A 13,547-nucleotide genomic window follows, 5' to 3' on the forward strand; every position below is an offset into this window, starting at 1 on the left:
ATATTCTATGTTAAAGAATCGCTTTTTCAAGGGTAACGTAGGTCAATGATCACCAATATTTCCCTAACTTTGCTAAATAAAAGAGAAAACATGTATTTGAAACCAGTTCAATACTTATCAGTTGCCATAATCGCCCTCACCATATTTGGTGGATGCTCCCAACAAAAAACGCAACCACAATCGCTTCAGAAAACTATTGCAGTAAGCATTCTGCCACAAAAATACTTTATCGACCAACTTTCCGGCAATCATTACAACACCATTGTAATGCTACCGCCCGGAGCAAATCATGAAACGTTTGAGCCCACAGCTGTTCAACTCATCGAACTATCGAAAGCTTCGGTATACTTTTATCTAGGACATTTGGCCTTTGAGCAAACACTTCTACAAGGGATAAGAGAGAGCAATACCCAATTAGAGTTTATCGATTGTTCCGCCAACGTAGAACTACTCCAAGGTGCATGCAACCATGAGCACGGGGAGGAACACAACCACGGAATCGATCCGCATACTTGGATTTCGCCAACCACCGTTAAAGAAATGGTAAATCAGATGGTAGCAACGCTTTCGAAAATAGACCCCGATTTTTCCGACTCCCTAAAGATTGGTTACGAAAAGGTATCTAAACAGATCGATAGCATGGACCGAGTTCTCCGGGATGCCATCTCGAAATCAGGTACAAAAGGAGTTATGCTTTTCCATCCCATACTCTCCTACATGGCTCGAGATTATGGATTTAAGCAGTATGCTATTGAAGAGGAAGGCAAGGAACCCTCTCCACAGCAGCTTAAGAGTGTAATTGAGAAGGCTAGGGAAGCAAAAATCAACATAATTTTTGTCCAACAAGAGTTTGATGTCGAACGCGCCAAAATAGTGGCGAAAGAAATAGGGGCTGAAGTTGTTATCTTAGATCCATTAGGGTATCGTTGGGATCAAAACATCACCAATATAATCAACCATCTTTCTCCAAAAAAGCAATAACCGATGAAAGAACCACTCATTGAAGTCAAGAATGCTTCTGCTGGATATGGCGATTCGGTTATTCTTCACAATATAAACATCACCGTAAACGATAACGATTTCATTGGAATTATTGGCCCCAACGGCGGCGGAAAAACGACCCTGCTTAAGCTCATACTAGGGCAGATTTCCCCAATCGAGGGAAGTGTAATCAACCACATACAACCAACGAAACTGCGCGGCGCCGTGGGTTATCTGCCGCAGGTTAGCACCATCGACAGAAAATTTCCCATCACCGTGATTGACGTTGTTCTTTCTGGACTGATGAGCAGCAAAGGTATGCGCAACCGATTTAGCAAATTGGAAAAAGAATCGGCCGAAGCAATTCTCCGAAAAACAGGTATTTACGATTACCGCAATAAAACTATTGGTGAACTTTCGGGAGGACAGCTGCAACGGGCATTTCTTTGCCGTGCGCTCATTTCCAACCCATTCCTACTCATTCTGGATGAGCCCAACACCTTTGTCGACAATCGCTTCGAGAAAGAACTATACAATCTTTTGCGCGAAATCAACGAACGGATGGCCATTATCATGGTTTCGCACGACATTGGCACCATTACGTCTTATGTAAAAACCATTGCCTGCGTCAACCGTCAGCTGCATTATCATAACTCAAACACTATAACCCAAGAACAACTAAAAGTCTACGACTGCCCTATACAGCTGATAACACACGGCCAAGTTCCGCATACCGTTTTAAAAACACACACCCAGCAATGATCCAACTCTTCCAAGATATTGTCAATTTCCCATTTCTCTACAGAGCATTTATAGCAGGAATTTTGCTGTCGATTGCAGCAGGAATAATTGGCACTTACATCGTTGCTCGTAGGCTCGTATTCTTAACCGGCGGCATCACCCATGCCTCTTTCGGTGGAATTGGAATAGCCTACTTTGCCGGAATAAATCCAATTTTTGGAGCCTTTGTTTTTAGCATTCTCTCGGCCATGGGAATCGAATGGACTACAACGAAGGGTAAACTACGCGAAGACTCAGCCATTGGTATCCTGTGGTCCTTCGGAATGGCCATTGGAATAATCTTCATTGCCATCACCCCAGGGTATGCGCCCAACCTAATGGGCTACCTCTTTGGCAGCATTGTAACGGTGACTTCCCTCGATTTAATAACCGTATGCATTGTAAACCTGATTGTGCTGCTATTCTTTCTCCGCTTCTACCGATGGATTATCTATAGCGCCTTCGACCCAGAATTTGCAAAAACGCAACGCATACCCGTTGGCCTCATCAATATGCTTATGACCATTCTTGTGGCGGTAACCATTGTTTCAGGAATTCGCATTGTGGGAATAATCCTACTCCTCTCCTTGCTTACCATACCACCCAGCACAGCAAACCTTTTCTCTCGAAACTTTAAGACTATTGCCATTGCCTCGGTAATTCTGAACATGATAGGAATAACGATAGGATTAATTCTGGCCTACAAAATGAACATTCCCAGTGGTGCGTCGGTTGTATTTGTGCAAGTTATACTCTTTGCCCTCGCAAAATTAACAACTGTGATACTTGACCGATTTATGGAAAAAACATCATTGGCGCAAAAAAGAGTCCAATAATCACGCACCGAAAGTAACACGAAACACATTCGAGACACTTATACAGTCAACAACTAAACATAAAATACCTTCTGATGAAATACGATCTAATAGTTATAGGAGGCGGACCCGGCGGATATGTTGCTGCAATTAGGGCCAGCCAGCTCGGGATGACCGTAGCCGTTGTAGAAAACGAAAATGTTGGTGGGATTTGCCTCAACTGGGGCTGCATTCCAACCAAAGCCCTATTGAAAAGTGCAAGCGTTTTTGAGTATGCTATGCATGCTGCCGATTACGGCGTTACTTTAGATGGACAGCCTAAAGCAGATTTCTCGAAGATGGTGGCTCGAAGCAGAGAAGTTGCCTCCGGTATGAGTAAAGGGGTTCAGTTCTTGCTAAAAAAGAATAAAGTTGAAACGATTTCCGGATTTGGAAAATTAAAAGACGGCCACACGGTTGAGGTTTCTGCATCCGATGGTAGCAAAAGCACCGTTACCGGCAAGCACATCATACTTGCAACCGGAGCTCGCTCCCGTACGCTCCCCAACCTGCCTCAGGATGGAGTGAAGATTATTGGTTACCGCCAAGCGTTAACCCTTACAAAACAACCAAAATCAATGGTAGTAGTTGGTTCTGGTGCCATTGGTTCGGAGTTTGCCTATTTCTATAACGCCATCGGAACAAAAGTTACCCTTGTAGAATTCCTTCCAAACGTAGTCCCTGTTGAAGACGAAGAAGTTTCAAAAACACTGGAACGCGCCTTTAAAAAATCGGGCATTACCGTAATGACTAATGCATCAGTTGAATCGGTTGATACATCAGGCGATCTCTGTAAGGTAAAGATACAAACCAAAAAGGGCCTTGTTGAAGAGGAAGCAGAGGTTGTCCTTTCGGCAGTGGGTATTGCACCAAACGTAGAGGGTATCGGCCTTGAAGAATTAGGCATCGAAATGGATAAGGGAAAAGTAAAGGTAGACGAGTATTACCGAACCAACGTTGAAGGCGTTTACGCCATTGGCGATATAGTTCCTGGCCCTGCGCTTGCCCACGTTGCTTCGGCAGAGGGTATCACCTGCGTCGAGAAAATTGCAGGACTTAATCCACACCCCATCAACTACAAGAATATTCCAGGTTGCACCTACACCAATCCAGAGGTTGCTTCCTTAGGCATGACAGAAAAAGCCGCCACCGAAGCAGGATTTGAAATTAAAGTGGGTAAATTCCCTTTCACCGCATCGGGAAAAGCAAGTGCTGCAGGAACAAAGGATGGATTCATCAAACTCATATTCGATGCTAAGTATGGTGAACTACTAGGTGCACACATGATTGGGGCTAACGTTACCGAAATGATTGCCGAATTGGTGGTGGCCAGAAACCTTGAAACTACCGGCCACGAGATAATTAAGAGCATTCACCCTCATCCAACCATGAGCGAAGCCATTATGGAGGCCGCAGCGGCAGCCTATGGCGAGGTAATTCACATGTAGTTTTGCGTCAAAATGGGAAACATTACCCTAAAAGCAAACGATAATTAACAAAACAGATGAAGGCCGGGCGATTGCTCGGCTTTTTTTCAATCTTCACGGCAAAGAGTAAATACACCGCAAACCCCTTCCGCATCTATGCTATGCCCAACAATGATACCCTGTTGGTTGATAATTCCTTCCCATTTGTCGAGGTTGTAGGTCATAGGTTCATCTGTTTTGAGCCACGAAATTGATATTGCCTTAAACTTTACCTCACTCCCTTTGTGCGTTCCCTTAATTTTCAACAGAATAGAGAAAGGGGAATCCCCCTCAATAGTCTCCGTAAACGCCAATTCCCCCTCAAGAAGCCCATTCGTATCCGTTAACTTCAAGCGACCGGAATCATAACCTACGCCAAAATCCTCAGAAAAAACCCATTCGCCTGACAAATTAGAACTCATTATGTGATTCATATGTTGAACAACTTGTAACTAATGAAATAACGACACGCGAAAAGCACTACCTTTAGGTTGACAAAAGAACACAATAATGACCAATTACGCATGCATGAAAACGCCAAAGTAAAGAAGTTTATCGCTACCGGCCAGCCCGAAAACGGCACAAACAGGCTGCAAGATATCAACAATAGCATGATCCACCTGGGAAAAAAAGATGTAATAGTTAGACTTTAGAATATTCCACATAGAGAAACCCTCTGCTTGGTAAATATCCATTTCCCATCGAATGCGCATCCAATCAAGGAGGCAACTATTCGATGGAAAAATTCTTTGTTTTAGTGGAGTCTGAAAAATGGAATTTCGAAAGACACAAATAAAAAAACTAAATTAGTTTTGCACCGCAATCGATTTAAAATTAGGAAAAAGAGATAAACAAACCGAACTTTGTATAATGGTTCGTGTTAATCAATACGTATTTAAAGAAACTTTTGACAGTTATGGAGAAATTAAAGAAGGCTTTAGAAAGCTATGGCATTACAGGAGTAAAAGAACTTTTTTATAACCCTAGTTACGATCTTCTTTTCAAGCACGAAACAGATCCAAAATTGGAAGGATATGAAAAGGGAATTGTAACAAATCTTGGAGCCGTAAATGTTGATACCGGGATTTTTACGGGTCGAAGCCCCAAAGATAAGTATATTGTGAAAGAGTCTTCCTCCGAAGCAAATGTGTGGTGGGCCGAACAAAATAAAAAGAGTTCCGACAACAAACCTCTTTCTGCGGAAAACTGGGATAGACTTAGAAATTTATCGGCCGAACAACTCTCGAACAAGGACCTTTACGTGGTTGACTGCTATTGCGGTGCCAACCCTGACACAAGATTAAAAGTGCGCTTCGTTTTGGAGGTAGCTTGGCAGGCACATTTTGTAAAGAACATGTTTATTCGGCCTACCGAAGAGGAGTTGAAAACCTTTGAAGCCGATTTTGTTTTCTTGAACGCATCAAAGACCACCAACCCCAACTGGAAAGAGATGGGGATGAATTCGGAAGTATATGTAGTATTCAATCTTGGCACAAAGATGGCCGTCATGGGCGGAACTTGGTATGGTGGCGAAAACAAGAAAGGTATTTTCTCTGTGATGAATTACTTCCTTCCACTAAAGGGAATTGCAGCCATGCACTGCTCTGCCAATGTGGGCAAGGCCGGTGATGTTGCTATTTTCTTCGGGCTTTCTGGAACCGGAAAAACCACCCTCTCTGCCGATCCACATCGAATGCTGATTGGAGACGACGAGCATGGCTGGGACGATAATGGAGTGTTTAACTTCGAAGGTGGTTGTTATGCAAAATGTATCGACCTCGACCCCAAAAAAGAGCCAGATATTTATGCCGCCATTCGCCGCAATGCCCTTTTGGAAAATTTAGACGTTGATGCCCAAGGAAACATTGACTTTTCCTCGAAAAAGAAAACCGAAAATACCCGCGTTTCCTATCCCATTTACCATATCGAGAATATTGTTAAACCCGTTTCGAAGGCAGGACATGCAAAAAAGGTAATCTTCCTAACAGCCGATTCTTTCGGAGTTCTCCCTCCTGTATCGAGGTTGACACCCGACCAAACCCAGTATCATTTTTTGAGTGGATTTACTGCAAAACTTGCCGGAACGGAACTCGGAGTAACCGAACCACAACCAACATTCAGCAGCTGCTTTGGTCAAGCATTCCTTCTTCTTCACCCAACGGTATATGCCCGTGAATTGATTAAGAAAATGAAATTAAATGGATCGCAAGCATACCTGGTTAATACTGGATGGATTGGTGGAAAATATGGAGTAGGCAAGCGTATTGATCTTCCCTCAACCCGTGCAATCATTAATGCCATTCTGGATGGCTCGATTGAAGATGCTGAATTTGTAACACTTCCCATATTCAACCTGCAGGTTCCAAAAACAGTTAAGGGTGTAGATAGCAAAATGCTAAACCCACGTCAGGCTTGGGCTAATGCAGCCGAGTATGACGAAACAGCAAGAAATCTTGCTGCCAAATTCATCAAAAATTTCGATAATTTCACCGACAACGACGCAGGAAAAAAGCTCATTGCCGCTGGCCCTCAACTATAAATCCGCATTTATAATAGAGTTGCCCCAAATGGGGCAACTTTTTTTGCCAAAAAACTTGATCTGCACAAAATATGGTAGTAACTTGTATCAAAAAAGATATGAAGACACCACTACTACCCACAGAAATTGAAGCCCTCAAAAAGGAAAAGAGAACAGGAAAGATTTTTGGCGGCTCGGTAGGCCTGTTAATAGGCATTGCAGCCATCGCATTTGTCCTCACCGAAAAAAATCCTCAATGGATTGCCTTCATCATCATTGCTATTTTCGTAGCCTTAATTATTGGTTACTTCCTGTCCATGTGGATAAACCGAAAGGTAAATATGGACCTCAAATTAGGACAGAAGGAGATTAAAGAGGAGATCATCACCAACAAAGAACAGGTAGATGAGCCAATCGCCAACCTTTCGGAAACTGGTAGTTTTGCAGAAAACCCCGCCTTTATTGCCGCCGAAATTGGATCGCAAAAGCACTACTTTCTAATCGGGGAAGATCTGATTGAAGTAGAGAAAGACGTTTATCAACAGGTGGAAATAGGTGAGCATGTAAAGGTGCATATATCACCCAATTCAGGTTTGATCTTTAAGGTCGATCTGCTGGATTAATTTGATATCACGATTGCTCTTGATCGATTTGAATCTTCCAGTTGGGGTTTATCTAGAGCAAAGTCCATTGTTCATCACTTCATAGTACACCCTACGAGTCGACGTGATACACTATAAAATCAATCGAAGTTCAATTTTTTATCTATCCAGAGAGAATACTGGTAGGCAAAAAACAATATATTACACACTCTAAAAAACGCTTGAATAGAGACAACGATTATGAATAATCCCAAGGCATTACTTGCCATCGAAAATTTCGAAAATGGCATGAACTGTGCACAATCGGTAATTTCTGTTTTTGCAAACGACCATGGCCTCGATCTATCTGTAGCCTTAAAGTTAACCTCAACCCTAGGCGGGGGAATAGGGCGCAAACAAGAAATTTGTGGCGCAATCAATGCAGGAGTGTTAGGATTAATGTATGGAAACCAATCACCCAACGACAAAGAATCAAAAGAGCAAACTAGCGTCTTAGCCCAACAATTTCTCACCAAAATGGAAAAAGAATTTGGAGGGCTAACCTGTCGACATGTGCTTGGAGCTTCGCTCGAAACGCCATACGACAGGGAAAAAGTAGGAGAACAAAACCTCACAAAAATTCGATGCAATCCTTGCATAGCGAGAGTAGTTTCGATACTAGGGCAACTGGAGGAGAGCAAAACCAGTAGCATTAGACAAAACAAGTGAAATACAACACCGACAGCATGTCATTACTTAAATACATTTGTTACTACAAAGGACACTCTATCTCTGAATTTACAGAAAAGCACTAACAATCCTTAAACCCAATACTATGAGAAAAAAACTGACTCTTCTGATCGCGGCGATACTGCTATCGCTCGTCGGATTTTCGCAAGAAAAACCGAAAACAGAAGTTTTGCTCCTAATCGACATTCAAGATTTTTACTTTCCTGGAGGAAAAAGTGCATTAGTTCAGCCGATTCCAGCTGCAAAAAACGCTGAACTAATCCTAGAAAAGTTCAGAAAAGCAAACAAACCCGTAATCCATATCAAGCACAAGGTTGAATCTGGAGGTAACATATACTACCTAGTAAAACCTGTTGAAGACGAAAGGGTAATAACGAAAACAGATGTTAGCAGCTTTAAGGGAACCGATCTTGAACGGTTGCTTATTGAACTAAATGCTGGAAAGATTGTAATTTGCGGCATGCAAACCCATATGTGTGTGGAGGCGGCAGTAAGAACGGCGGCAGATAAAGGGTATGAAGTATTTCTGGTTGAAGATGCATGTGCAACAAAGGATCTCGTCTATAATGGAATAAAAATTAAAGCGAAGCAGGTCCAAGCATCCACCCTCGCCACACTTAAAAACTATGCTACGATAGTTACAACAAAGAAATATCTAGATCAGAAATAAAACTATCTAAAACATAAAACCCCGAATTCTTTCGAATCCGGGGTTTTATGTTTTCAGTTCTTACTTCTTCCGTTTAAAATAGCCGTTCAAAGGTTTCCCAGGCTTCCGAATCAGCTCCAACAAAGCACCTGTAGGACAAAAATAGTTGCACCACGGTTTAGGAACAAATATCGAAACTAGAAGGAAAAATATTGCCAACACAAGCACCACCGCCGAAGCCGTTTGATAAGTAAACGCGCTGAATGGCTCAACATTGGTAAGATCAACTGAAATTCCAAGTAATAACACTAAGGCTATAGTTCCTAGGAATATTATAGGAATCCACCTTAATATTTTTGATACCTTCTGATTGATAGCAATCTTCGTTGGTGATATTTTGCCTGCCAACTCTTGACAAGCCCCAAAAGGGCAAACAAATGAACAATAAAACGACTTGTTGGTAAGTAACGGCAATGCAACTGTCAACAGGAATAAGAGCGATAACAGTATTTTGGAAAACCACGGAATTCCATTTACAAGCCATCCATACAGAAGAGCAGAGGAGATGAAAGTGCCGCCCCAAAATCCGAGAACGAGAATGCTCGATACGAGAAGAGACATCCGAAATCGTTTCATCCTAATAGTGAAAAAGAAACTAAGCAACGCTAACGCAAGCACAAGAAAGGAAGCAATAAGTTTTGCAAAGGAATTCCAATCATTAGGAAGGTGCTCCGGTACAACTGCAGCATATTTGCTCAACCGTATTCTCATATTTTGAATTATAGCATCGGAGCTATAGGTAGCCCCTGCAATAGCGTCAACGTTCGATGCCAGTGCATCCTTCACAGACAAACCATTCCATCGCTTAAAGAAATCTTTTCCTTCGAGTCTTCGAATGTATCCAGGTGACTCTGTATTGCGGAGCAAATTGATCCCAACAATCGTGTCGCAATTAGAAATACCAATAAGCAATGGTGTTGGCCCAGAATAACCAATAATACTATCGGCATAGGGGCCGGAACAAACAACTTGTCCCAACAATTCTCGGTGGCTATCATATACAAAGGTTATTGAAGAGTCAGCCTCTCCCACCTTTAGCATCGCCGCTGCATCAAATAATCGCTGAACATCGCCAAGTGAGAAATAACTACTTACACTGGTATCTTTCTTACTATCCTCTTTGATGACTGGATCAATAGTCTTACGCTGCTGAATTGCAATGACAACAATAACCAAAACAAGCAAACTAATCCGTACAACTTTCCCTACTATTTTTTTATTCATACCAATAGTTAATAAGCAAAAGGAACCAATTACACCTTTACAGGAAGGTATCAATTATAATTTCACAAAGTTATTAGAAGTTTCAATTAGACAATTACAAAGTCATTATCTTGCGCTAATCTTAGCTTAATAACATACCGTCAGAACTATTCGATAGCCAAGCTGCAAATCAGATATATTGAGTAATGATTAACCCACATCAATTTTGACATGAAAGAAGAGACACTGATCAATACGCGTCAATTTGTAATGCATTTTCATGCAAACGATACATCAGGCCACGATTGGTGGCATGTAAATAGAGTTACTCAGCTTGCCCTCCAAATCGCAATCAAAGAGAAAGCAGACCTTTTCCTCGTTGAAATGGCTGCCCTATTGCACGACATCGACGATTGGAAGTTAGGAAATAGCGGAACGAGCAAAACCGAATTATTTTTGGATAGCACTGGCTTACCACCTTCAGAAGTGACAGATATACTCACCATTATATCGGAAGTAAGTTTCAAGGGTGCAGGAGTAGATACACCTGCAAATACAATTGAAAGTCAATGCGTTCAAGATGCCGACAGGCTTGATGCAATTGGAGCTATTGGTATAGCACGAGCATTCACCTACGGAGGCTCGAAGAACCGGAGCCTATACGAACCAGGAGTAAACCCTATATTGCATGGCTCATTCCAAGAATACCAAACAAACCAATCGCATACCATCAACCATTTTTACGAGAAATTGCTTTTGCTCAAGGATAGAATGACCACACCCTCGGCCAAAGCAATAGCCCAAGAGCGCCACGATTTCATGGAACGGTATCTTGATCAGTTTTTTCGAGAATGGAACCTAAGTTAATCTAAAAATTAAACACCAACCGTGCGAATACCGATGCCGATTCGCTAGGTATTGCTGGATGACCGCCGTTGTATGGCTGAATAAGAGCTACATTTCTATCGGTAATATTGTGTGCCCCACAGTAAAAGTCGAGGCCATCGACCAATACGCTAGTAAAGGAAACGGAAACGTTAACCAACGCTTGGGCTCCGAACTTTTGTGGCGAGGAGGAATTCACATTAAACCCATAGCGTTCGCTGTACCATGAGAGTGATGGGGTAACTGATATTTTCTTCGATACCTTGAAGCCCATTATTGCATTAAGCCGATGGTTGGCAAGAGCGGGATAAACCTCATCATGATTAGGGATTGTGTAACTCCCAGTTTCATTTCCATCGGGCACATAGTAGGCATAGTTCAACCTAAAATCGACGTAGTCGTACGTAATCCGAAAATCGGCTTCCGTTCCGTAGGTTCCTTGAGTTCCACCATTGGAATAGTTACCGAAACCTGAAACTGGATCTGAAGTATACACAATTACCTTATCGAAAACCACACGATAACCGTTTACCGTAAACCATATGTGTTTACCAAATCGGTAACCGATCTCCAACTCATAGTTAGTAGCCTTTTCGGGATCAGTAGCAATACCTAACGCCATATTGCGCTTGGGGATAACCCCTCCGGGAACTCGAAACGATTGGCTCGCCATGGCTTTGAAACTAAAGTCGGACCAGGCTTTTGTTATGCTCAATCGAGGTACAAATGACGAACCATAATGGTTATAGCTATCAAATCGACAACCAATAGTAAAGTTAGCCCAATTTGTAGAATAGGTCAATTGACCATAGCCCGCATAGTTAATGATTGAGAAATCAGACTTATCAACAATCAAATCCGAAGCATCACCCAGAATACGACACTGGGAGGTTTGCCCGCCAACCATTAGGCGAGAATTCTCCCGTAAATCATACACCATATTCACATCAAAAGCAACCTTATTGCTGTATCTTCTATTCTTATACGAAGAAGTCGGAACCTCAAGTTGCCAAGGATACTGTTGCTTAATTTGAACCGATGGAATAATCTTTAACCGTGAGTTTACACTATAGGTGTATCTTACATCCCCAAAATAGCTATCAAACTTTTGTTTATAATTGTTCCCACCAAACGACTGCCCCCAAAGCGTAGCAGTAGACAACCGATACAAATCGATCATTCCACGAACCGAAAGCCCCTTGTATTGAACAAATGCATTGTAATTGCTTACCCTTATTTCCGATTTATCCGATAGCTTAACGGGAACGCCCTGTGCGTCGATCCACGTTCTTGTGGCTCGAGTCCCCTCCCCTTCCGTGCCGGCAAAGCTAAACTTTACTGGTCCCAATTCTTGAGTATGCCCAAACGACATATTTCGATGAGTGGCTGCATCTTTTGAATAGGAGTTGAGAAACGCGCCATAACTGCCATTACCTTGCCCCGACGCTTTGGTGATTACATTGATTACCGCTAAACCTGCGTACCCTCCATAAATCGCGCTGCCCGGTCCACGTATAACTTCAACCCTTTCAATCATATCTACAGGATAATGATTACCCCACTGAAGTGTCGCAAACAAGTCCTCATTTACCTCCAATCCATCTACAAGCAAGAGGACTTTCCCTTCGTTCCCCCAAATACCCCGAAACCCAACACCTACAACCCCTTCAACATCAATCCCAAAATCCATACCTGGAACAAAAGTGGAGAGCACTTCCTTTAAATCGCGAGTTCCAGCCTTGAGCATCTCCGCATTTGTAACCACCGTAACTACACCCGCCGCTTCTCGAATATTCTCGGAGCTGCGCGTGGCAACATCAACCTGAACATTCATGAGCTGCTCAAGGGTGAGATCAAAGAAACGACTGCCTTCGAGCAGCGTAGTGTCTGACTGGGCATTTGCAGACCCAACGACAAATACAGAACTCAATGAAAGTAAGAATCCTGCAAAAAATATCAATCGAGACATAGGGCCAGCTATTAAGTATTACTCAAAATCGAAAGTAAGATAAGACAATTGAGAATATTGGTCAAGTGAATCCGAAAATATTGAAGGTAATAGTATAAGAATTATCCACATGCTAGGACCAACGAGCCAGCGACCAAATTGGGACAGAATCATCATTATGAAAAATGATGTCGTTGTTCTCGCTTTATTTCTTTAAACTTGCACCCACCAAACATGATAAATGGATATAATTCATTCCGTATATTGCCTTGCAGGTGCCTACATACTAGGTTCAATACCAACCTCACTATGGGTTGGTAAGGCGTTCTATGGAATTGATATACGCGAACACGGCAGCGGAAATGCAGGTGCGTCAAACACATTTCGTGTTCTCGGTGCTAAAGCTGGAGTGCCTGTGTTTCTAGTTGATGTGGCTAAAGGGTGGTTCGCCTTAACGCTAGCAAGTTACTCAGGTTTTAAACCAAGCACAGAATATTTTGCTCTATTCCAACTTGTTCTAGGATTATTTGCATTCCTAGGCCATGTATTCCCCGTTTTTGCAAATTTCAAGGGTGGAAAGGGCGTTGCAACATTGACTGGCGTGGGCATGGCCATACATCCGTTTGCCACCATATTTGCAGTAGGCATCTTCCTCATCACGTTCCTTCTTTCGGGTTATGTAAGCGTAGGATCGCTCGTTGCCGCAATTGCCTTTCCTATTCTAGTAAACTTTTCCTTTGGACATACCACCCTTTCCATTGCGGCCTTCTCGTTCTCGGTGGCCATAATGATTATTCTCTCCCATCGAAAAAACATCAAGCGACTCCGTGAGGGCGAAGAACATCGTTTTACATTCGGTAAAAGCAAATAAA

General features: G+C 42.5%; 13 protein-coding genes. 10 read left to right on the forward strand and 3 right to left on the reverse strand.

The genetic code is table 11. The features are described 5' to 3' along the window. Positions 1–90: 90 nt before the first annotated feature. From BLS65_RS06720 to lpdA, 4 genes are all read left to right on the forward strand, one after another. Positions 91–981, forward strand: a complete 891-nt coding sequence (locus BLS65_RS06720) for a metal ABC transporter solute-binding protein, Zn/Mn family (RefSeq protein ID WP_170830021.1) — start codon at positions 91–93, stop codon at positions 979–981. Between the two features lie 3 nt (positions 982–984). Beyond that, positions 985–1,743 (forward strand): metal ABC transporter ATP-binding protein, encoded by a 759-nt coding sequence (locus BLS65_RS06725; RefSeq protein ID WP_092437239.1) that lies wholly within the window; start codon positions 985–987, stop codon positions 1,741–1,743. Next, a complete protein-coding gene (locus BLS65_RS06730) occupies positions 1,740–2,597 on the forward strand; it encodes a metal ABC transporter permease (protein WP_092437241.1) in 858 nt (285 codons plus the stop codon). Before BLS65_RS06725 ends, BLS65_RS06730 begins: the two co-directional genes overlap by 4 nt. Before the next feature lie 74 nt (positions 2,598–2,671). Continuing rightward, complete coding sequence (gene lpdA / locus BLS65_RS06735) at positions 2,672–4,063, forward strand: dihydrolipoyl dehydrogenase (RefSeq protein ID WP_092437243.1); 1,392 nt, start codon at positions 2,672–2,674, stop codon at positions 4,061–4,063. An 86-nt stretch (positions 4,064–4,149) separates the two neighbouring features. Here the strand turns inward: lpdA and BLS65_RS06740 are convergent, their stop codons facing one another. Next, the gene (locus BLS65_RS06740) at positions 4,150–4,515 is read right to left on the reverse strand and encodes a hypothetical protein (RefSeq protein WP_125869794.1); all 366 of its coding nucleotides are present in this window, start codon (positions 4,513–4,515) and stop codon (positions 4,150–4,152) included. A gap of 482 nt (positions 4,516–4,997) precedes the next feature. Here BLS65_RS06740 and pckA point away from each other — a divergent pair, with 482 nt between their 5' ends. The 4 genes from pckA (at position 4,998) to BLS65_RS06765 (ending at position 8,600) form a co-directional block, all read left to right on the forward strand. Continuing rightward, a complete protein-coding gene (gene pckA / locus BLS65_RS06750; protein ID WP_092437249.1) occupies positions 4,998–6,620 on the forward strand; it encodes a phosphoenolpyruvate carboxykinase (ATP) in 1,623 nt (540 codons plus the stop codon). Positions 6,621–6,718: 98 nt separating this feature from the next. Further along, positions 6,719–7,222 carry a hypothetical protein gene (locus BLS65_RS06755; protein ID WP_125869795.1) on the forward strand — a complete coding sequence of 168 codons (504 nt, stop codon included), beginning with the start codon at positions 6,719–6,721 and terminating at the stop codon, positions 7,220–7,222. Between the two features lie 219 nt (positions 7,223–7,441). Continuing rightward, complete coding sequence (locus BLS65_RS06760; RefSeq protein WP_092437253.1) at positions 7,442–7,909, forward strand: C-GCAxxG-C-C family protein; 468 nt, start codon at positions 7,442–7,444, stop codon at positions 7,907–7,909. Positions 7,910–8,015: 106 nt separating this feature from the next. After that, positions 8,016–8,600: a cysteine hydrolase family protein gene (locus BLS65_RS06765; RefSeq protein ID WP_092437255.1), complete on the forward strand. Its 585-nt coding sequence runs from the start codon at positions 8,016–8,018 to the stop codon at positions 8,598–8,600. Positions 8,601–8,660: 60 nt separating this feature from the next. Here the strand turns inward: BLS65_RS06765 and BLS65_RS06770 are convergent, their stop codons facing one another. Beyond that, positions 8,661–9,863, reverse strand: a complete 1,203-nt coding sequence (locus tag BLS65_RS06770; protein ID WP_092437257.1) for a 4Fe-4S binding protein — start codon at positions 9,861–9,863, stop codon at positions 8,661–8,663. Positions 9,864–10,073: 210 nt separating this feature from the next. Between BLS65_RS06770 and BLS65_RS06775 the strand changes: the two genes are divergently transcribed. Beyond that, positions 10,074–10,709, forward strand: a complete 636-nt coding sequence (locus BLS65_RS06775; protein WP_092437259.1) for an HD domain-containing protein — start codon at positions 10,074–10,076, stop codon at positions 10,707–10,709. Between the two features lies 1 nt (position 10,710). Here BLS65_RS06775 and BLS65_RS06780 read toward each other — a convergent pair whose 3' ends face one another. Next, complete coding sequence (locus BLS65_RS06780; protein ID WP_092437261.1) at positions 10,711–12,696, reverse strand: TonB-dependent receptor plug domain-containing protein; 1,986 nt, start codon at positions 12,694–12,696, stop codon at positions 10,711–10,713. Positions 12,697–12,916: 220 nt separating this feature from the next. On the opposite strand from BLS65_RS06780, the gene plsY reads away from it, so the two are divergent. Further along, positions 12,917–13,546 carry a glycerol-3-phosphate 1-O-acyltransferase PlsY gene (gene plsY / locus BLS65_RS06785; protein WP_092437263.1) on the forward strand — a complete coding sequence of 210 codons (630 nt, stop codon included), beginning with the start codon at positions 12,917–12,919 and terminating at the stop codon, positions 13,544–13,546. Position 13,547 lies beyond the last annotated feature (1 nt).

The sequence above is a fragment of the Williamwhitmania taraxaci genome (genome assembly GCF_900096565.1).
Lineage (GTDB): Bacteria > Bacteroidota > Bacteroidia > Bacteroidales > Williamwhitmaniaceae > Williamwhitmania > Williamwhitmania taraxaci.